We start from the raw sequence: 19,167 nt of genomic DNA on the forward strand, positions 1-19,167 counted from the left end.
TGCAAGACTCATATGTGTCTTGGACGCAATGAGGAGCGCGCTGCTCTTCTCGGGGCATGAGGACCACACCCGTGAACCCCCGCACCGTCCGTGCGTCCCGCCGAAGTGCGCTCGCCGCCCTCGCCGGTCTCGCCGCGATCCCCCTCAGCGGGTGCCAGAGCAGTCCGTCGAAGGACGGCTCGGCGCGCCCTGCCCCCGGCACTTCGGCGCCGGCCTCCGGGGCGCTCCGCGACCCGGCGCGTGCTTTCGCCGAGTTGGAGCGGCAGTTCGACGCCAGGCTCGGTGTGTACGCGATCGACACCGGATCGGACCGGGTGATCACGAACCGGCCCGACGAGCGGTTCGCCTACGCCTCCACCTGCAAGGCGTTCCTGGCCGCCGCCGTGCTCGACAAGCGCTCGCTGACCCAGCTCGACCGGCGGGTGCGTTACGACCGCGGTGCCCCCGTGGGCCACTCGCCGATCACCCGGGAGAACCTCAGCACCGGTCTGACGCTGCGCGAGCTGTGCGACGCCGCCGTGCGCCACAGCGACAACGGCGCCGCGAACCTGCTCTTCGACGAACTCGGCGGGCCGTCCGGCCTCCAGGCGGCGCTGCGCGCCATCGGCGACCGGGTCACCCGGTGCGACCGCTACGAGGTGGAGCTGAGCGAGGCCACGCCGGGGGACCCGCGCGACACCAGCACGGCCCGCGCGCTCGCCACCGACCTGCGCACCTACGTCCTCGGGAACGCCCTGCCCGCCGACAAGCGGGCCCTGCTGACCGACTGGCTCAAGCGCAACACCACGGGTGACAAGGTCATCCGGGCCGGTGCTCCCGAGGGCTGGGTGGTCGGCGACAAGACCGGCACCGGGGGGTACGGCACCCGCAACGACATCGCCGTCGTCTGGCCGCCGAAGGCCGCGCCGATCGCGCTGGCCGTCCTGACCCGCCGCGACGTCCGCGACGCCGAGCCGAACGACGAACTCATCGCCCGCGCCGCGGAGGTCACGCTGAAGGCCCTGGCCTGAGCCAGGGCCTCGGCGAGGCGGGTGCGGTCAGTGCGCCGCGCGCGCCGCCAGCCTGGCCTTGCGCGCGGCCAGCTTCTCGTCGAACTTGAGCGCCTCCGCGTTCAGCCCGCCCATGTACAGGCCCAGCTCCTCCTGGGCCTTCAGACCGTCGGGGCCGAGCCCGCCGATCTCCAGGACCTTGAGGAACCGCAGCACCGGGGCGAGGACGTCGTCGTGGTGGATGCGCATGTTGTAGACCTCGCCGATCGCCATCTGTGCGGCGGCCCGCTCGAAGCCCGGGATGCCGTGGCCGGGCATCCGGAAGTTGACGACGACGTCGCGCACCGCCTGGAGCGTGAGGTCGGGCGCCAGCTCCAGGGCTGCGACCAGCAGGTTCCGGTAGAAGACCATGTGCAGGTTCTCGTCGGTCGCGATGCGCGCCAGCATCCGGTCGCAGATCGGGTCGCCCGACTGGTGGCCGGTGTTCCGGTGGGAGATCCGGGTGGCCAGCTCCTGGAAGGCGACGTACGCGATCGAGTGCAGCATCGAGTGGCTGTTGTCCGACTCGAAGCCCTCCGACATGTGCGCCATCCGGAACTCCTCCAGCTTGTCCGGGTCGACGGCGCGGGAGGTGAGGAGGTAGTCGCGCATCACGATGCCGTGGCGGGCCTCCTCGGCCGTCCAGCGGTGCACCCAGGTGCCCCAGGCGCCGTTGCGGCCGAAGAGGGTGGCGATCTCGTGGTGGTAGCTGGGGAGGTTGTCCTCCGTCAGCAGGTTCACCACGAGGGCGATCCGTCCTATGTCCGTGACCTTGGACTGCTCCGGCTCCCAGGCCACGCCGTCCTCGAAGAAGCCCGGGAAGTTGCGGGCGTCGCCGAAGGGCACGTACTCGTGCGGCATCCAGTCCTTCGCGACCTTCAGATGGCGGTTCAGCTCCTTCTCGACCACCTCTTCGAGGGCGAACAGCAGCCGGGCGTCGGTCCACGCTTCCGAACTGCCGAGGTGGGGAGAGGTGATGGTCACGGGTGCTCCTGGGGACGGGAGTGGAACCAGAGGGGAGGGGTTACCTACGGCTTCGTAGGTTACGAGACCGTAGGTTAAGGGCGGGGTAAGCCTTCGGCCAAGCCGGACCCCCGGAACCTCTCTTGTGTGGGATAAGTCACTCCACTTTGTCCAGGTTTTCACCCCTCGGGACGGGCCGACGAGGGCGCCCCGGCCGCGCGCCCGCCGAGAGGCAGCTCACGTCGTTCCCCTCCCGTGCGCGCCCCTCAGCCCCTGTCGAGGTCGCGCCGCAGGTACCGCGCCGTGACGGACTTCGGGTGCTCCAGCAGCGCTGCCGGAGTGCCTTCGAAGACCAGTTCCCCGCCGTTCTTGCCGCCGTCCGGCCCCAGGTCCACGATCCAGTCCGCCCGCTTGACCACGTCCGTGTTGTGCTCGACGCAGATGACCGAGTTGCCCGCGTCGACCAGCCGGTCCAGCAGGGTGACCAGGGTGTCCACGTCGGCCATGTGCAGTCCGGTCGTCGGCTCGTCCAGCACGTAGGTGCTGCCCGTGCGGTGCAGCTGGGTGGCGAGCTTCAGCCGCTGCCGCTCGCCGCCGGACAGCGAGCTCAGCGGCTGTCCCAGCGACAGGTACGTCAGCCCCACGTCGTCCAGCGTGGCCAGCTTCCGCCGTACCGCCTCGTCCTCGAAGAACCCCGCCGCCCGCGCCGCCGTCATGTCGAGCACGTCCACCACGGAGTGCCCCGCCACCCGGTGCCGCAGCACCTCCTCCTTGAAGCGGCGCCCCTCGCATCCGGGACAGGTCGTCGTCACCGGGTCCATGAACGCCAGGTCCGTGTGGATGACGCCACGCCCGGAGCACTCCTCGCAGGCGCCCGCCGAGTTGAAGCTGAACAGCTTCGGCGACACCCCGGCCGCGCGGGCGAAGACCTTGCGGAGGGTGTCCATGATCCCGAGGAACGACGCCGGGGTGGAGCGCGACGAGGCCGTGATCGCGCTCTGGTCGATCACCACCGCCTCCGGGTGCGCACCGGTGAACACCTCGGACACCAGCGTCGACTTCCCGGAGCCCGCGACGCCCGTGACCGCCGTGAGCACCCCGACGGGGAAGCTCACGTCCACGCCCTTGAGGTTGTGCAGATTCGCGCCCCGCACCGGCAGCCACCCCCGGGGCGTACGGAACGCCTCCTTCAGCTCCGTACGGCGCCGCAGGTGGCGCCCGGTGAGGGTGTCCGCGTCCCGCAGCGCCGCCACCGACCCCTCGAACACCACCCGACCGCCGTCCACGCCCGCCCGCGGGCCCATGTCGACCACGTGGTCCGCGATCGCCAGCACGTCGGGGTCGTGCTCGACCACCAGCACCGTGTTGCCCCGGTCCCGCAGCCGTGCGAGCAGGTCGTTCAGCCGTCCCACGTCCCGGGGGTGCAGCCCCACGCTCGGCTCGTCGAAGATGAAGGTCAGCCCGGTCAGCGAGCTGCCGAGGTGGCGCACCATCTTCAGCCGCTGGCCCTCCCCGCCCGACAGGGTCGTGGTCTCCCGGTCCAGCGAGAGATAGCCGAGGCCGATGTCGACGAGCCGGTCCAGCCGCTCCCGCGCCTCGGCCGCCACCGGGGTCGCCACCGGATCATCGATCCGGCCCAGGACCTCCACCAGGTCGGACACCTCCATCCGGCAGTGGTCGGCGATGCTGCGCCCGTCGATGCGGCTCGCCAGCGCCGCTCCGTTCAGCCGGGCCCCGCCGCACGTCTGGCACGCGTGCTGCACGGTGAACCGGTCGACCGCCTCCTGGCGCCGCTGCGAGAGGGTCCCGGTGTCCCGCTTCAGCGACAGTCGGGTGAACCGGTTGACGATCCCCTCGAACTGCAACTCGGCCGCGCCCGACTTCATGTCGATCCGGACCGAGAAGCCGCTGCCGTACAGCAGCAGCTCGCGTTCGGCCTCGGTGTACGCGCCGAGCGGCTTGGTCACGTCGAAGCGGCCGGACTCGGCGTACAGCTTCCACTCCCAGGAGCCGGGGGAGAGCCCGGGCAGCAGCAGCGCCCCGTCCGCGAGCGACTTCGACCAGTCGACGGCCCGGTCCACGTCGAGCTCCACCGTGCGGCCGATGCCGTCACAGTCGGGGCACATCCCGGAGGGGTCGTTGAAGGAGTACGAGGTGGCCGGCCCGGCGCTCGGGGTGCCGTGGCGGGAGAACAGCACCCGCAGCACCGCATTGATGTCCGTCATCGTCCCGACGGTGGAGCGGACGTTGCCGCCGATCGGCTTCTGGTCGACCACGATCGCCACGGACAGCTCGTCGATCGCGTCGACGTGCGGGCGCTCGTACTTCGGCAGCCGGTTGCGCAGGAAGGAGGTGAAGGTCTCGTTGAGCTGCCGCTGGGACTCCACGGCGATGGTGTCGAAGACGACGGACGACTTCCCCGAGCCGGACACCCCGGTGAAGACGGTGATCCGGTTCTTCGGGATGGTGAGGGAGACGTCCTGGAGGTTGTTCTCGCGTGCGCCGGTGATGACGATGTCTTGCTCAGGCATGCCGGCGAAGCTAACCAGAATACCGGACATCCCTTGTCTGGGTTTACGGGCGGGTTCTCGCGTGAGGCGTCGTGCGGACGCCCGCGGCGCGGGCCCGCCGGCGGGGGCGCCGTCCAGGACGACGCCCCCGCCGACCGCGCTACTGCTGCGGCACCGAGTGGTGCAGCCTGCCCTCCCGGACGTCCTCGGCGCTGACGTCCCGCAGCTCCCCGTCCAGCAGCAGCCAGCGGGTCACCCCGATCGACTCCAGGAACGCCACGTCGTGACTGGCCACGACCAGCGCGCCCTCGTACGCGTCGAGCGCGTCCGTCAGCTTGCGCACGCTCGCCATGTCCAGGTTGTTGGTCGGCTCGTCGAGCAGCAGCAACTGGGGCGCCGGCTCGGCCAGCAGCAGCGAGGCGAGGGCCGCCCGGAACCGCTCGCCGCCCGAGAGCGTCCCCGCCGGCCGGTCCGCCTTCGCGCCCCGGAAGAGGAAGCGCGCGAGCTGGGCCCGGATGCGGTTGTTCGTCGCGGTCGGCGCGACCGCGGCCACGTTCTCGACCACGCTCCGTGCGTCGTCGAGCACGTCGAGGCGCTGCGGCAGGAAGCGCAGCGGCACCTGCACCTCCACCTCGCCCGACACCGGGTCCAGGCCGCCCGCGAGGGTGCGCAGCAGCGTGGTCTTGCCCGCGCCGTTCCGCCCCACCAGGGCGATCCGCTCGGGCCCGCGGATGTCGAACTCGCCCGCGACCACCGCCCCGTAGTGCAGCTCCAGTTCCTTCATCCGCAGCACTTCCCGGCCCGGGTGGACCTGGGTGTGCGGCAGGTCGATGCGGATCTCGTCGTCGTCCCGGACCGCCTCCTGCGCCTCGCCCAGCCGTTCCCGGGCGCCCGCCAGCCGCTCCTGGTGCACGGCCCGCTGCTTGCCCGCGGACTCCTGGGCGGAGCTCTTGAGGGTGTTGGCCACGACCTTGGGGACGCGCTTCTCCTCCTGGGCCTTCTTCCCGTACCGCAGCCGACGGGCCTGCTTCACCTGCGACTCGATCAGTTCGCGCCGCTGCCGCCGTACGTCGGCCTCGGCGACGCGCACCATGCGCTCCGCCGCCTCCTGCTCGACGGCGAGCGCCCGCTCGTACGCGGTGAAGTTGCCGCCGTACCAGGTCACCTCACCGTCCCTCAGGTCGGCGATCTGGTCCACCAGCTCCAGCAGTTCCCGGTCGTGGCTGACCACGACCAGCGCGCCGGACCAGGACGCGACCGCGTCGTACAGCCGGCGCCGCGCGTACAGGTCGAGGTTGTTGGTGGGCTCGTCCAGCAGCAGGACGTCCGGCCCGGCGAGCAGCAGGGCGGCCAGTTGCAGCAGGACGCCCTCCCCGCCGGAGACCTCGCCGATGGTGCGGTCCAGGTCGACGTGGTCGAGTCCGAGCTGGTCGAGCGCGGCCCGGGCCCGCTCCTCGACGTCCCAGTCGTCGCCGACGGCCGTGAAGTGCTCCTCGCTCGGATCGCCGGCCTCGATGGCGTGGAGCGCGGCCCGGGCGGCGGCGATCCCCAGCACCTCGTCGACCCGCAGCGCGGTGTCGAGTACGAGGTCCTGCGGCAGGTAGCCGACCTGCCCGGCGGCGCGGACGGTGCCGCCGGCGGGCGTCAGCGCACCCGCCATCAGCTTCAGCAGGGTCGACTTGCCCGAGCCGTTGAGGCCGATCAAGCCGGTCCTGCCGGGGCCGATCGCGATCCGGAAGTCGTCGAAGACCTCCGTGCCGTCGGGCCAGGAGAACGAGAGCGCGGCGCAGGACAGATGGGTGGCGTTGGTGGACATCCGGGTCTCCCGGTTGCGTGGGGTGGAACAAGGGCAACGGGTGGAGACACCGCAGTGCGTACGACGGGGCGGGAAGAGGCCGTGCAGCCGCGCGGACCGGGCGGCGCAGGGAAGGGGTCCCGCGGAGGAAGGACGGCACGACAGGCCGAGGTCGCACGCACTGCGCACACGCCGAAGACGGCGGTGACGCACGGTGTCTCAGGACCTCAGACCTTCAACGTCCTTCTCCAATCGACGGTGATGGGACGGGGGAAACGTAACGGGGGCGCGCGAGGGGAGTCAACGGCTTTTTCGCGCCCGGCGCGGGCGACGTGCTCTCAAGGTGCGTTGGGGGCGGGACGCACCTTCAGCGCACGTCGCCGAGCAGCTGGCTCAGACCGTGGTCGAGGTCGAGGTAGCGGTGCTCGTGGCCCTCGGGCGCCACGTCCTCCACCCGCCGGAGGAAGCGCCGCACGTCTCCGCTGCGGACGTGCACCACCGCGATGCCCTCGGGGGCGTGGAACTCGACCACGGTCCGGTCGTAGCCGTACGGCCGCACCCGCACGTCACCGACCCCGACCGGCTCCGCCAGGCCCGCGGACAGCAGCGAGCGGGCGAACGCCCAGGACACCTCCCTGCCCTCCAGCGTCGCGTTCGGCGGGAACGCCATCCGCACCGCGAAGGGGTCGTCCGTCTCGTACCGCAGGGTGACGTGGAGGGGCTCCGCCCGAGGGGCCGAAGCGACGATCCGGGCCTGTGCGGCCTGCTCGATGACGACGGTTGATGTGGACATGGACGGACCCCTGTTCCCTGCACGCGCAGCCCCGCGGACGCTTCCCTGACACGGGGAAGGACGTCCACCGCGGCCCATCCGTGCATCGGCGGGGTGCGTGAGCTGTGTCACCGAGGGCCGGACCACCTCGCGGCGTCAGCCCGTCGGCTCGCCGCGCAGGGTCTCAAGGCCGGGCGCGGTCCTGGTCACGGCGACGGAGGTGATCCGGTACGCGCAGACTCCGGCGAGCACGAACGGATCGGTCGCCACGACCGCGTCGATCCGCGCGCGGTCGTCCCCCGCGGCCAGGACCACCCCGCCGTCCCGGGTGGCCTTGCGCCCCGACGCGAGGAACAGGCCGTCCGCGTAGTGGTCGTTCACCCAGGACATGTGCGCGTCGCGCACGGCGTCGACGCGCTCGACGGGCGCGGTGTAGGTCAGCTCCAGTACGAACATGATCGTCAGGCTAAGGGTCGGCCTCCTCGGCGCGCCGCATAGGGTGGGCGCCACCATGGAGATCATCGACACGCCCGACGACTGGCCGCGCGACGAGGCCGCCGCCCTCGCCCTCCAGGACGAACTGCGCGACCGCGTCGTCCTCGACGAGTCGGGACCCCCGGTCGGGTCCGGGACGGTGACCGGCGTGGACGTGGCGTACGACGACGGGCGCGACCTCGTGGCCGCGGCGGCCGTCACCCTGGACGCCGCCACGCTCGACGTCGTGGCGCGGTCCACCGCGGTCGGCCGGGTCTCCTTCCCGTACGTGCCCGGGCTGCTGGCCTTCCGCGAACTGCCGGCCGTGCTCGCCGCGCTGCGGGCGCTGACCGTCGCGCCCGGACTCGTCGTCTGCGACGGGTACGGGCGCGCGCACCCGCGCCGCTTCGGGCTCGCGAGCCACCTCGGGGTGCTCACCGGCCTCCCGGTGATCGGCGTGGCGAAGAACCCCTTCGTGTTCGCCCACGACGAGCCCGGGACGGAGCGGGGCGACTGGGCGCCGCTGACCGCCGACGACGGCGAGGAGGTCGGCCGCGCACTGCGCACCCGGGCCGGAGTGAAGCCCGTGTACGTCTCCGTGGGACACCGCGTCACCCTCGAAGCCGCCTGCGCCCACACCCTCCACCTCGCCCCCCGTTACCGCGTCCCGGAGACCACGCGCCACGCGGACCGCCTGTGCCGCGACGCCCTCACGGCGGCGACGCAGGACGTGCCGTAGGGCGTGTCCGCTGCGCCTCTTGACGGAGCCGCCGTTGCTCCGGGAGTGGCCGCCCTCGTCTGGCCGGGGCGCTTTTCGGACGTCCTGGAGCTTTCGGCCGGGACGCGGTGCGCGACGGTTCTTCCACCCCTATGCTTCTACATGCTTGTAGAAGAAGCGAGGGGTGGGTCGGGTGTTCCCGGCTGCCCCGCGGGCGGCGGCGGGAGGCGCGCAGGCTTGGAACGGCTCGCCGTCCACCGGGCGCGGCGACCGCGGCAGGCCGCCCGGACCACTGATTCACATGTGCCCTGGGAGGACTGTCGTGGCTTCGATCGATCTGGAGAAGGTGTTGGACAAGGCGTGGGCGGACAAGGGTCTGCCGGAGATCCTCGCCGCGCCCGTGTCCGCGCTCAAGGGAGTGTCCGACCGGGACGGTGAACTCCTTCAGGAGGCGTTCGGCGTGAAGACGGTCTCCGACCTGGCCGGCCTGAAGTACGTGCGCTGGGCCCAGGCGCTCGCCGCGCTGGACGCCCCCTCCAGGTAGGTGCGGCAACGCTGTCGGCACCCTGCTGGTCGCGGGGTGCCGGCAGCGTTCTGGCTTGCCCGGTGCGCCTGTACTGCACTCCCCGTACGGCTCCCGTGGCATCCCGGACGTGCGCCCGGTTCGGCTGTGGTCAGGTTCACCCCAGGGGCGGCGACGCCGACTTGGCCGCCGAGTGCATCGCCCGGAGGCTCGTGGCCCGCGTCGAGGTCGCGGGGCTGGATCTGCCGCCTCGTCGGGCATCGCGCTCACCGTGGCGCCCACGGCGCGCACGAGGAGGGCGGCTTGCTCTCCGTGCACGGCGCGATCCCGTGCCTGCGAGGCTCGGCATGCGTCTGCCCGACGGTCACGGGAGCCAACCCTTCCACTGCTATGTTCTACATTGCTGTAGAAGTTAAGGCGGTCCGCGCGCCCCTGGCGGAGCGGCCGCCCCGATGCCGGGAGTGTTCATGGCCCTGTGGGACCGCATCAAGGAGTCCGCGTCGCAGATGCAGACGCAGTTGGTCGCCAAGCAGAACGACCTCAAGTCCGGCGCCTTCCGGGACGCCTCGATGGCGATGTGCGCTCTGGTCGCCGCCGCGGACGGCACCGTCGACCCGTCCGAGCGGCGCCGGATCGCACAGCTGATCGCCTCGAACGAGGTGCTGCAGAACTTCGACGCGATGGACCTTCAGCGCCGCTTCGACGAGAACCTGGCCAAGCTGACGGCCGACTTCGACTTCGGCAAGGTCGGCGTGCTCCAGGAAATCGCCAAGGCGAAGAAGAAGCCCGCCGAGGCCCGGGCGGTCATTCAGATCGGCATCGTCATCGGTGGCGCCGACGGCGACTTCGACAAGACCGAACAGGCCGTCGTGCGCGAGGCGTGCTACGCGCTCGACCTGCCGCCGCACGAGTTCGACCTCTGAGGGTTGCCCCGTGGTCCCCGGCGGGCGCGCGGCGTCAGCCACGCCCCTGTGCCCGGCGGGCACGGCGGTACCCCCACGCTGCGTTGTCGGATCTTCCACGTGCATCGAGCGTGCGAACGCTCACCCCCGGCTTCTCCGGGAGGGCCCCACCTTGCGATCCACAGCACCAGACCCTGCTCGCTGACCCAGCCCGATCCGGAGGGGAGGGTTCAGGGAGTGTCCGGAAACCCCCGCGGGCTTCCCTGTGACCTTGGGCGGAGCCGCCGTAATCCCTGAGGGAGCGTTGGTCTCTGAAGCCCGTCTGTGGCTTGTCGCGCAGCTCCCCGCGCCCCTTACTGCCCACGGCCCTGCGGGCGTAGGGGGCGGAACTGCGCGAACAGCCCACCGCCGGGCCGAGGTCGCCACGACCACCGAGCCATCCACCGCGCTACCGGGCCTGCCGAGGCAGCGCATGTGCGTGCCGGGCGTCGCGGACCAGGCGGGGCATTCCGGACAGGCCCTAGCGCACCGCCGCCGTGCGGAAGCGGATGCCGGCCGCCCGCAGCCGGTCCAACAAGGCGTCGCCCATCGCCACCACCGGGGTGACCTGGCCCGCGACCTGCGGCAGTTCGTCGTGGGCGAGGCTGAGCGCGGACTCGGCGAAGATCTTCGCGGTCTCGTCGTAGCCGGGGTCGCCGCCGGAGACCTCCGTGTACACCGTCCGCCCGCCGCCCTCGCCCACGAACCGCACCGAGAACCAACTCCGCGCCCGGCGCTCCGCGTCCGGCCCCTGGCCGGGGCTGACGATCCGTTCGGACAGCCAGCGGCGGGCCCGCGGCAGCTGGGCAAGACCCGCGAGGGCGCCGGCCGCCGCCACCCCGCCCAGCGCCGTCGGCAGGGTGGGCACCGCGGCGTAGTGGCGGAAGCGGAAGTCGGGGCCGTAGCGGGGCAGCGCCCGCGCCGAAGCGGTGACGACGCGCCCGTCGAGCAGCGGCAGCGGCAACGCCCAGGCGCCCGCCTCCCGGCTGTAGCGGGGGCCGCCCAGCGGGGCGCGGGCCCGACGCGCCACCTGCCGGGGCTCGTACAGCCGCCGCTCGTGCGCCGCCCGCCGCATCTGTCGCCCGCGGCCGAGCGCGTTCAGCGCGGACGCCAGCGTCCCGCCGGAGAACGTGGCGTCGGTGCGGACGAAGCCGTCCACCCTCAGCGGCACGTCCTCCGGCAGCTGACGGACGGTGAAGTACACGCCCAGGTCCTGCGGCACGCAGTCGAAGCCGCACGCGTGCACCAGCCGGGCGCCCGTCTCCCGGGCGCGCGCTTCGTGCCGCACGTACATCAGGTCCACGAACTCCGGCTCGCCCGTCAGGTCCAGGTAGTCCGTGCCGGCGTCCGCGCAGGCGGCGACCAGCGGCTCCCCGTACCAGAGGTAGGGGCCGACCGTGGTCGCCACCACCCGGGCGGACGCGGCCAGCCGGCGCAGCGCCGCGGGGTCGTCCGCCGTCGCCTCGACCAACGGCAGCCCGGCGCAGTGCGGGTGGTCGGCCGCCAGCCGGTCCCGCAGGCGCTCCAGCTTCGCCCGGCTCCGGCCGGCGAGCGCCCAGCGGCAGCCCTCGGGCGCGTGCGCCGCCAGATAGCGGGCCGTCAGCTCGCCGACGAACCCGGTCGCCCCGAAGAGCACGATGTCGTGGGGGCGCCCAGCGCGACCGGCCCCGTCCTGCCTGTCCAATGGATCCTCCGCCGATGACGCCGTGCCGACGGGCGGGCCGCCGGCCACGAGGGAGTGCGGGCAGACCCTAACGCCGCCCGAACGCCCGGGGAAAGTGCAGGCCGCACCGGCCTGCGGAACCCGGCTCCGGGGGCGCACGGCACCCGGGCGAAGCGCGCCCCTCGGACGGCCGGGGAAAGTCGCGGAAAGACCGGGAAACCCTTGTAAGCGCTGAAACACGTTCTTACCATCGCTGGTGTTACATCAGATGTGTCACATCAAGGCTGGGGACTCGATGACGCCGACCTCGACGGCAGCGACAGGGAACGGCCCGCTCAGCGGGGTCAGGGTGGTCGAGCTGGCGGGCATCGGGCCCGGCCCCTTCGCCGCGATGCTCCTCGCCGACCTCGGCGCCGACGTGGTGCGCGTGGACCGGCCCGACGGCTCGGGGCTCGCCATCCCCGCCCCGTACGACCTCACCAACCGCAACAAGCGGTCCGTCCTGGTCGACCTCAAGGCAGCCGACGGCGCCGAGCGGGTGCTCGACCTCGTCGAGCGGGCGGACGTGCTGATCGAGGGGCTGCGGCCCGGGGTCGCCGAGCGCCTGGGCGTCGGCCCGGACGCCTGCCTGGCCCGCAACCCCCGCCTGGTGTACGGCCGGATGACCGGCTGGGGCCAGGACGGCCCCCTCGCCCAGCGCGCCGGACACGACATCGCGTACATCGCCGTCACCGGCACCCTCGGCATGATCGGCACGCCCGACGAGCCGCCGGCGGTCCCCGCGAACCTCCTCGGCGACTACGCCGGCGGCTCCCTCTACCTCGTCGTCGGCGTCCTCGCCGCGCTCCAGCACGCCCGCTCCGAAGGCGGCACGGGGCAGGTCGTCGACGCGGCCGTGGTGGACGGCGCCGCCCACCTCGCCACGATGATCCACGGCATGATGGCGGCCGGCGGCTGGCAGGACCGCCGCGGCGGCAACCTCCTGGACGGCGGCAGCCCCTTCTACGGCTGCTACGAGACCTCCGACGGCGCGTACATGGCGGTCGGGGCGCTGGAGCGACAGTTCTACGACGAGTTCGTCCGGCTGCTGGGCATCGCGGACCAGGCTCCGTCCCGCAAGGACTTCGACCGCTGGGACGAACTGCGCGAGCTGGTCGCCGCCCGCTTCAAGTCCCGCACCCGCGCCGAGTGGACGGCGGTCTTCGAGGGCTCCGACGCCTGCGTCGCCCCCGTGCTCTCCCTGCGGGAGGCCCCGGCGCACCCGCATCTGGCCGCCCGCGCCACCTTCACCGACCACGGCGGGATCACCCAACCGGCGCCGGCGCCCCGGTTCTCCACCACGCCCACCTCGATCCGCTCCGGCCCCACCGCGCCGGGCGCGGACGCCGCGTCCGTGGCCCGCGACTGGGACCTGCCCGCCCGCCCCGGGTCCGCCGGCGAAGCGCCCTGACCTCCCCACCCGAAAGGCAGTCGTCTTGACCACCGAAGCGTACGTGTACGACGCGATCCGCACCCCGCGCGGGCGCGGCAAGGCCAACGGCGCCCTGCACGGCACCAAGCCGATCGACCTCGTCGTCGGACTGATCCAGGAGCTGCGCAGCCGCCACCCCGAACTCGACCCGGCTGCCATCGACGACATCGTGCTCGGAGTCGTCGGCCCGGTCGGCGACCAGGGCTCCGACATCGCCCGGATCGCCGCCGTCGCCGCCGGGCTGCCCGACACCGTCGCCGGAGTCCAGGAGAACCGCTTCTGTGCCTCCGGCCTCGAAGCGGTCAACATGGCCGCGATGAAGGTCCGCTCCGGCTGGGAGGACCTGGTGCTCGCCGGGGGCGTGGAGTCCATGTCCCGCGTCCCGATGGGCTCCGACGGCGGGGCCTGGTTCGCCGACCCGATGACCAACACCGCCGTCGGCTTCGTCCCGCAGGGCATCGGCGCCGACCTGATCGCCACCATCGAGGGCTTCTCCCGGCGCGACGTCGACGAGTACGCCGCCCTGTCGCAGGAGCGGGCCGCAACCGCCTGGAAGGCGGGCCGCTTCGACCGCTCCGTGGTGCCCGTGCGGGACCGCAACGGACTCGTCGTCCTCGACCGCGACGAACACCTGCGCCCCGGCACCACCGCGGACACCCTCGCCGCCCTCAAGCCGTCCTTCGCCGGCATCGGCGACCTCGGCGGCTTCGACGCCGTGGCCCTGCAGAAGTACCACTGGGTCGAGAAGATCGACCACGTCCACCACGCCGGCAACTCCTCCGGCATCGTCGACGGCGCGGCCCTCGTCGCCGTCGGCACCAAGGAGGCCGGCGAGCGCAACGGGCTCACCCCCCGCGCCCGGATCGTGTCGGCCGCGGTCTCCGGCTCCGAGCCGACGATCATGCTGACCGGGCCCGCGCCGGCCACCCGCAAGGCCCTCGCCCGCGCCGGGCTGACCATCGACGACATCGACCTCGTCGAGATCAACGAAGCCTTCGCCGCCGTCGTCCTGCGCTTCGCGCGCGAACTCGACCTCCCCCTCGACCGGATCAACGTCAACGGCGGGGCGATCGCACTGGGCCACCCGCTGGGCGCGACCGGGGCGATGATCCTCGGCACCCTCGTGGACGAACTGGAACGCCAGGACAAGCGGTACGGACTGGTCACGCTCTGCGTCGGCGGCGGCATGGGCGTCGCCACCGTCGTCGAACGCGTCACGTCCTGAGCTTCCGCCGTCCGCCACAGCCCCCCGGAGACCGCAGCCATGACCACGACCACCGACGCGACCACCCACCCCGCCATCCGCTGGGAACGCGACGACACCGGCGTCATCACCCTCGTCCTGGACGACCCCCAGCAGTCCGCCAACACCATGAACGCGGCGTTCCGCGCCTCCGTCACCGCGATCGCGGACCGGCTGGAGGCCGAGCGGGACACCGTCCGCGGCATCGTCATCACCTCCGCCAAGAAGACCTTCTTCGCCGGCGGCGACCTCAAGGACATGATCGAGATCGGGCCCGCGCAGGCCCAGCAGGCGTTCGACGCCGGCATGGAGGTCAAGCGCGCCCTGCGCCGGATCGAGACCCTCGGCAAGCCCGTCGTCGCCGCGGTCAACGGCGCAGCGCTGGGCGGCGGTTACGAGATCGCGCTCGCCTGCCACCACCGCATCGCCCTCGACGCCCCCGGCTCCAAGATCGGACTGCCGGAGGTCACCCTGGGCCTGCTGCCCGCCGCCGGCGGCGTCACCCGCACCGTACGCCTCCTCGGCATCGCGGACGCCCTGCTCAAGGTCCTCCTCCAGGGCACCCAGTACTCCCCGCGCCGCGCCCTGGACAACGGCCTCGTCCACGAGGTGGCCGCGACCCCCGAGGAGATGCTCGCCAAGGCCCGCGCCTTCGTCGACGCCCACCCCGAGTCGCAGCAGCCCTGGGACGTCAAGGGGTACAGGATCCCCGGCGGCACCCCCTCGTCGCCGCGGTTCGCCGCCGAACTGCCCGCCTACCCGGCGAACTTGAAGAAGCAGACCGGCGGCGCCCCCTACCCCGCGCCGCGCAACATCCTGGCCGCCGCGGTCGAGGGCGCGCAGGTCGACTTCGAGACCGCGCAGACCATCGAGGCCCGCTACTTCACCGAACTGGTCACCGGACAGACCGCCAAGAACATGATCCAGGCGTTCTTCTTCGACCTCCAGGCGGTCAACTCGGGCGCCAGCCGCCCCCGGGGCGTCGAGCCGCGCCGGGTGGGCAAGGTGGCCGTGCTGGGCGCCGGGATGATGGGCGCCGGCATCGCGTACTCCTGCGCCCGCGCCGGGATCGACGTCGTCCTCAAGGACGTCTCCACCGAAGCCGCCGAACGGGGCAAGGCGTACTCGCAGAAACTGCTCGCCAAGGCGCTGGCCCGGGGCCGGACGACGGAGGCCAAGCGGGACGCCCTGCTCGCCAGGATCACCCCGACCGCGGACGTCGCCGACCTCGCGGGCTGCGACGCGGTGATCGAGGCCGTCTTCGAGGACACCGCGCTCAAGCACAAGGTGTTCCAGGAGGTCCAGGAGGTGGTGGCGCCCGACGCGCTGCTGTGCTCCAACACCTCGACCCTGCCCATCACCGCCCTCGCCGAAGGGGTGGCGCGCCCCGCCGGCTTCGTCGGGCTGCACTTCTTCTCACCGGTCGACCGGATGCCGCTGGTGGAGATCATCAAGGGCGCCGGCACCGGCGACGAGGCGCTGGCCCGCGCCTTCGACCTGGTGCGGCAGATCAACAAGACCCCGATCGTGGTCAACGACTCCCGCGGCTTCTTCACCTCGCGGGTCATCGGCCAGTTCATCAACGAAGGCGTTGCCATGGTCGGCGAGGGCGTCGAGCCCGCCTCGATCGAGCAGGCCGCGGCGCAGGCCGGGTACCCGGCCAAGGTGCTGTCCCTGATGGACGAACTCACCCTCACCCTGCCGAGGAAGATCCGCCGTGAGGCGCAGCGCGCGGTCGAGGAGGCCGGCGGCACCTGGGCCGCGCACCCGGCGGAAGCGGTCGTCGACCGGATGGTGGACGAGTTCGGCCGCCCCGGGCGCAGCGGGGGAGCGGGCTTCTACGAGTACGGCGAGGACGGCGCCCGGGCCGGCCTGTGGCCGGGGCTGCGCGAGCACTTCACCCGGCCCGACGTCGACGTCCCGTTCGTCGACCTTCAGGAGCGGATGCTCTTCTCGGAGGCGCTGGACGCCGTCCGCTGCCTGGAGGAGGGCGTGCTGACCTCGGTCGCCGACGCCAACATCGGCTCCATCATGGGCATCGGCTTCCCCGCGTGGACCGGCGGAGTGGTCCAGTACGTCAACGGCTACGAGGGCGGCCTGCCCGGCTTCGTCGCCCGGGCGCGCGCCTTGGCGGCCCGCTACGGGGAGCGGTTCGAGCCCCCGGCGCTGCTGCTCGCGAAGGCGGAGCGCGGCGAGCGCTTCACCGACGCGACCTAGCCATCCTGCTGCGGGCCGTCCACCGTGAAGGCGGCCCGCAGCTCCTCCTTCAACGACCGCTGGAACGCGGTCACCAGGGCCTGCACCACCAAGGGCCGCATGGGGGCGGACAGCGCGCGCATCGCCTCGGCGCGCTCCGCCTCCCCCTGGGCCCGCCCGTCGTCCTCCTCCCGGTCCCGGTACGGGTGCCACACCTCGTCCCGGAACAGTCGGGTCAGCTCGTGCGCCACCGAACGGGTGTGCTCCACCAGGACGGTGCGGGCCGCCAGGATCGTCTCGTACGCGATGGGGACGTCCAGCAACTGCGCGCCGAGCCGCAGCAGGCCCGGGTCGACGCGGTACGTGCCCGGCGCGCCGTCGCGCTCGCGCTCCACGGCGCCCATCGCGACCAGCCGCTCCACGTCGCCCTCGGCGAGCGTCCGCCCGAGCCGCCGCTCCACCTCCGCGTGCGTGGCCACTTCCGCGGAGTCCGGCATCCAGGACGCCACAAGGGCCCGGTGGATGGCCAGGTCCTGCGCGCTCAGGTCCCCGGGCAGCTGCTCCAGGTACCGCTCGACGGCGGCGAGCGTCATGCCCTGGCGCTGCAACTCCTCGATGAGCGCGAGGCGCGACAGGTGCGCGGCGCCGTACCGGCCCACGCGGCGGGGGCCGATCACCGGCGGCGGCAGCAGTCCGCGGGTGCCGTAGAACCGGATGGTCCGCACGGTCACCCCGGCCCGCGCCGCCAACGCGTCGACCGTGAACGTCGGCCCGTCGCCGTCGGGCGACCCGGGGTCCGTGGTCGCGCCGGTGCCGGTACCCATCCCTGCGCCTCACTCTCCCCTTCGCGGTGCAACAGTATTGCTGTCTCACCACTGCTGTGAAAGCCCCCGTGGACGGTCTGCCGCCGCGCCGTGGACGCCAGTGCCGCACGGTGCGCCCGCGCTCACGTGCCGCGGAGGTACGTGAGGACCGCGCGGACGCGGCGGTGGTCGTCCGGGGCCGGGGGGAGGTCGAGCTTGAGGAGGATGTTCGCGATGTGCTTCGCGACCGCCGCCTCGGTGACCACCAGCGCCCGCGCCACCGCCGCGTTCGAGCGGCCCTCGGCGATCAGGCCGAGGACCTCCCGTTCGCGCGGGGTCAGCCGGGACAGCGGATCGCGGCGGCGGGCCAGGAGTTGGCGTACGACCTCCGGGTCGACGACCGTGCCGCCGTCCGCCACCCGCTCCACCGAGGAGACGAACTCCTCGACGTCGCCCACCCGGTCCTTGAGGAGGTAGCCCGTGCCGGCCCGGTGCCGGGCGGCGACGAGTTCGTCCGCGAAGGTCTGTTCCACGTACTGACTGAGCACCAGCGCGCCCAGCGACGGTCGGAGCCGCTGGAGCTCGCGGACCGCGCGCAGCCCCTCGTCGGTGAAGCCCGGCGGCATGCGGACGTCGGCGATCACCACGTCGGGTCGGTGTTCCAGGGCCGCCGCCACCAGCGACGGCCCGTCCCCCACGGCCGCGGCCACCGTGTGGCCGAACCGTTCCAGGAGCCCCACCAGACCCTCCCGCAGCAGCACCGCGTCCTCGGCGATGACGACCTTCAGCGTGCGCACGGCGCGGCCTCCCCGGACGTCCCCACCGGAATCTCCACCCGTATCAACGTCGGCCCGCCGGCCGGGCTGGACAGCAGCATCCGACCGTCCACCGCGGCCACCCGGTCGGCGAGGCCCGTCAGCCCGGAGCCGCCGTCCGGCGACGCGCCGCCCCGGCCGTCGTCGCGCACCTCCACGACCAGCGTGCCCGCGTCGACCCGGCCGCTGATGCGGCAGCGGGCGGCGCCGCTGTGCCGCGCCGCGTTGGTCAGGGCCTCCGACACGGCGTAGTACGCGGCGACTTCGACCGTCGACGGCAGCCGCCGCGCCAGGCGCAGGTCCAGGTCGACGGGGACGGGGGAGCGGCCCGCCGCGTCCCGTACGGCCGCGGGCAGCCCGCGTTCGCTCAGCACCTGCGGATGCACCCCGCGGATCAGCTCCCGCAGCTCCGCCAGCGCCTCCTTGGCCATCCGGTGCGCATCGGCGACCTCCTGGGCGGCGCGCGAGCCGGGTGACAGGTCGAGCCCGGCGAGGCCGAGCTTCATCGTCAGGGCCACCAGCCGCTGCTGCGCCCCGTCGTGCAGGTCCCGCTCGATGCGCCGGCGTTCCGTCTCGTACGCGTCCATCAGCCGGGCCCGGGAGCGCCGCACCTCCCGCAACTCGCCCTCACGCGGCACCAGCACCGCCCGGGCGACGGCCGCCCGCGCGCCCGCCCACGCGGTGACCGGATACGCGGCCACCGGCAGCAGCAGGACACCCGCGACCGGCCCCGCCACGGCCGCCCACGGCGCCGCCGTGGGCTGGAGGGGCGCGGTGAGCAGCACTCCGGGGATGCCGGCCGCGACGATGAGCAGCGCCAGGTCCACCCATCCCACGGCGAGCACGGACAGGGCGCCGTACCCCAGCGCGCGCCAGCGGTCGCGGGGCTGCCCGTCCGCGCCGTCGGCCGTCGGGTCCACCAGGCGCAGCCTGCGCAGTTCCAGCGAACCGGAGATGGCCGCGACGAACGCGAGCACCGCGACCGCGCCCGATGCCGCGGTGACCGCCCCGATGCGGGGGGCCGCGGCGACGAGTCCTCCGACGGCCACCCAGGCGGCGACCCCGAGCAGCCCGCCGGACAGCAGGTAGCCGATCGAACGCCAGGGCCAGGACGTCAGCAGGAAGCGCAGCGGCTGCCGGGTCAGCGCCTCCAGGGCGGTGCGGTGGATCATTCCGCGACCGTAACCCCGCCCCGCGCCCGGCGCAGTAGTGCCAGGTGTAGTACGAGGACTAGCCCGGCCGCCCGTGCGTC

At 73.0% G+C, this 19,167-nt stretch carries 16 protein-coding genes; 7 read left to right on the forward strand and 9 right to left on the reverse strand.

From position 1 onward, the window contains the following. Positions 1 to 56: 56 nt before the first annotated feature. Positions 57 to 1,010 carry a class A beta-lactamase gene (gene bla, locus AB0E05_RS03405; RefSeq protein ID WP_361957993.1) on the forward strand — a complete coding sequence of 318 codons (954 nt, stop codon included), beginning with the start codon at positions 57 to 59 and terminating at the stop codon, positions 1,008 to 1,010. Between the two features lie 27 nt (positions 1,011 to 1,037). Here the strand turns inward: bla and AB0E05_RS03410 are convergent, their stop codons facing one another. The 5 genes from AB0E05_RS03410 to AB0E05_RS03430 form a co-directional block, all read right to left on the reverse strand. Then, complete coding sequence (locus AB0E05_RS03410; protein WP_361957996.1) at positions 1,038 to 2,012, reverse strand: acyl-ACP desaturase; 975 nt, start codon at positions 2,010 to 2,012, stop codon at positions 1,038 to 1,040. Positions 2,013 to 2,257: 245 nt separating this feature from the next. Then, positions 2,258 to 4,522 (reverse strand): excinuclease ABC subunit UvrA, encoded by a 2,265-nt coding sequence (locus AB0E05_RS03415; protein WP_361957999.1) that lies wholly within the window; start codon positions 4,520 to 4,522, stop codon positions 2,258 to 2,260. A 139-nt stretch (positions 4,523 to 4,661) separates the two neighbouring features. Then, a complete protein-coding gene (locus AB0E05_RS03420; RefSeq protein ID WP_361958002.1) occupies positions 4,662 to 6,317 on the reverse strand; it encodes an ABC-F family ATP-binding cassette domain-containing protein in 1,656 nt (551 codons plus the stop codon). 346 nt (positions 6,318 to 6,663) lie between these two features. Further along, positions 6,664 to 7,089, reverse strand: a complete 426-nt coding sequence (locus AB0E05_RS03425; RefSeq protein WP_361958005.1) for an SsgA family sporulation/cell division regulator — start codon at positions 7,087 to 7,089, stop codon at positions 6,664 to 6,666. A 135-nt stretch (positions 7,090 to 7,224) separates the two neighbouring features. Next, entirely contained in the window at positions 7,225 to 7,524 is a 300-nt protein-coding gene (locus tag AB0E05_RS03430) for a YciI family protein (RefSeq protein ID WP_361958008.1), read from the reverse strand. A gap of 55 nt (positions 7,525 to 7,579) precedes the next feature. On the opposite strand from AB0E05_RS03430, the gene AB0E05_RS03435 reads away from it, so the two are divergent. From AB0E05_RS03435 to AB0E05_RS03445, 3 genes are all read left to right on the forward strand, one after another. After that, positions 7,580 to 8,281, forward strand: coding sequence for an endonuclease V (locus AB0E05_RS03435; protein WP_361958164.1), 702 nt, complete (start codon positions 7,580 to 7,582; stop codon positions 8,279 to 8,281). Positions 8,282 to 8,582: 301 nt separating this feature from the next. Beyond that, positions 8,583 to 8,804, forward strand: coding sequence for a hypothetical protein (locus tag AB0E05_RS03440; protein WP_361958011.1), 222 nt, complete (start codon positions 8,583 to 8,585; stop codon positions 8,802 to 8,804). A 446-nt stretch (positions 8,805 to 9,250) separates the two neighbouring features. Further along, positions 9,251 to 9,706: a tellurite resistance TerB family protein gene (locus AB0E05_RS03445; RefSeq protein ID WP_361958167.1), complete on the forward strand. Its 456-nt coding sequence runs from the start codon at positions 9,251 to 9,253 to the stop codon at positions 9,704 to 9,706. A 499-nt stretch (positions 9,707 to 10,205) separates the two neighbouring features. On the opposite strand, the gene AB0E05_RS03450 is transcribed toward AB0E05_RS03445, so the two are convergent. After that, entirely contained in the window at positions 10,206 to 11,408 is a 1,203-nt protein-coding gene (locus AB0E05_RS03450) for a saccharopine dehydrogenase NADP-binding domain-containing protein (protein WP_361958014.1), read from the reverse strand. A gap of 274 nt (positions 11,409 to 11,682) precedes the next feature. Here AB0E05_RS03450 and AB0E05_RS03455 point away from each other — a divergent pair, with 274 nt between their 5' ends. The 3 genes from AB0E05_RS03455 to AB0E05_RS03465 are packed head-to-tail and all read left to right on the forward strand — an operon-like array spanning position 11,683 to position 16,318. Further along, a complete protein-coding gene (locus AB0E05_RS03455; RefSeq protein ID WP_361958017.1) occupies positions 11,683 to 12,837 on the forward strand; it encodes a CaiB/BaiF CoA-transferase family protein in 1,155 nt (384 codons plus the stop codon). A 25-nt stretch (positions 12,838 to 12,862) separates the two neighbouring features. After that, positions 12,863 to 14,083, forward strand: coding sequence for an acetyl-CoA C-acetyltransferase (locus AB0E05_RS03460; RefSeq protein WP_361958020.1), 1,221 nt, complete (start codon positions 12,863 to 12,865; stop codon positions 14,081 to 14,083). 39 nt (positions 14,084 to 14,122) lie between these two features. Beyond that, a complete protein-coding gene (locus AB0E05_RS03465) occupies positions 14,123 to 16,318 on the forward strand; it encodes a 3-hydroxyacyl-CoA dehydrogenase NAD-binding domain-containing protein (protein ID WP_361958023.1) in 2,196 nt (731 codons plus the stop codon). Here the strand turns inward: AB0E05_RS03465 and AB0E05_RS03470 are convergent. The 3 genes from AB0E05_RS03470 to AB0E05_RS03480 form a co-directional block, all read right to left on the reverse strand. After that, entirely contained in the window at positions 16,315 to 17,121 is an 807-nt protein-coding gene (locus tag AB0E05_RS03470) for a MerR family transcriptional regulator (RefSeq protein ID WP_361958025.1), read from the reverse strand. The two genes, AB0E05_RS03465 and AB0E05_RS03470, sit on opposite strands and share 4 nt — an antisense overlap. Positions 17,122 to 17,243: 122 nt before the next feature. Beyond that, a complete protein-coding gene (locus tag AB0E05_RS03475; RefSeq protein ID WP_361958028.1) occupies positions 17,244 to 17,897 on the reverse strand; it encodes a response regulator transcription factor in 654 nt (217 codons plus the stop codon). Further along, positions 17,885 to 19,087, reverse strand: a complete 1,203-nt coding sequence (locus AB0E05_RS03480; protein WP_361958031.1) for a sensor histidine kinase — start codon at positions 19,085 to 19,087, stop codon at positions 17,885 to 17,887. The genes AB0E05_RS03475 and AB0E05_RS03480 overlap by 13 nt, the downstream gene beginning before the upstream one ends. Positions 19,088 to 19,167: the final 80 nt, after the last annotated feature.

The organism is Streptomyces sp. NPDC048057, assembly GCF_040653095.1.
Lineage (GTDB): Bacteria > Actinomycetota > Actinomycetes > Streptomycetales > Streptomycetaceae > Streptomyces.

Bases quoted from the DNA above. Each gene is read 5' to 3' on its own strand.
- AB0E05_RS03420 (WP_361958002.1), bottom strand. From the start codon at position 6,317: ATGTCCACCAACGCCACCCATCTGTCCTGCGCCGCGCTCTCGTTCTCC.
- AB0E05_RS03430 (WP_361958008.1), bottom strand. From the start codon at position 7,524: ATGTTCGTACTGGAGCTGACCTACACCGCGCCCGTCGAGCGCGTCGAC.
- AB0E05_RS03435 (WP_361958164.1), top strand. From the start codon at position 7,580: ATGGAGATCATCGACACGCCCGACGACTGGCCGCGCGACGAGGCCGCC.
- AB0E05_RS03415 (WP_361957999.1), bottom strand. From the start codon at position 4,522: ATGCCTGAGCAAGACATCGTCATCACCGGCGCACGCGAGAACAACCTC.
- bla (WP_361957993.1), top strand. From the start codon at position 57: ATGAGGACCACACCCGTGAACCCCCGCACCGTCCGTGCGTCCCGCCGA.
- AB0E05_RS03455 (WP_361958017.1), top strand. From the start codon at position 11,683: ATGACGCCGACCTCGACGGCAGCGACAGGGAACGGCCCGCTCAGCGGG.
- AB0E05_RS03470 (WP_361958025.1), bottom strand. From the start codon at position 17,121: ATGGGTACCGGCACCGGCGCGACCACGGACCCCGGGTCGCCCGACGGC.
- AB0E05_RS03465 (WP_361958023.1), top strand. From the start codon at position 14,123: ATGACCACGACCACCGACGCGACCACCCACCCCGCCATCCGCTGGGAA.
- AB0E05_RS03425 (WP_361958005.1), bottom strand. From the start codon at position 7,089: ATGTCCACATCAACCGTCGTCATCGAGCAGGCCGCACAGGCCCGGATC.
- AB0E05_RS03445 (WP_361958167.1), top strand. From the start codon at position 9,251: ATGGCCCTGTGGGACCGCATCAAGGAGTCCGCGTCGCAGATGCAGACG.
- AB0E05_RS03480 (WP_361958031.1), bottom strand. From the start codon at position 19,087: ATGATCCACCGCACCGCCCTGGAGGCGCTGACCCGGCAGCCGCTGCGC.